The organism is Citrobacter sp. TBCS-14, assembly GCF_005280805.1.
Lineage (GTDB): Bacteria > Pseudomonadota > Gammaproteobacteria > Enterobacterales > Enterobacteriaceae > Citrobacter > Citrobacter gillenii.
Genome location: NZ_SZWM01001049.1, coordinates 1 through 235 on the forward strand (window position 1 = coordinate 1; position 235 = coordinate 235).

Below are 235 nucleotides of genomic sequence, written 5' to 3' on the forward strand. Positions count from 1 at the left end.
GTATTCAATGAAGGTTTGCTCCAGCAGACCGAAGTCGTTAGCTTCGGGGCCGAAATAGCTGATATGCCGCCCGGCATCGCGTGCTTTGCGAATCGCCATGTCCATTTCCGGACGGGTATAGCGATGAAAACTGTCACCTTCCACCTCGGCGGCGCGCAGATTTAACTGCGCGAAAATTTTACGAAACGCAAGGCTGGTGGTGGTGGTCCCCGCGCCGCTGGATCCTGTTACCGCA

The 235-nt window shown here is 56.2% G+C and carries 1 pseudogene; it reads right to left on the bottom strand.

Going from position 1 to position 235, the window contains the following annotated elements:
* A pseudogene (locus FDX22_RS23880) lies at window positions 1–235 on the bottom strand (phosphoribulokinase); the annotation flags it as partial.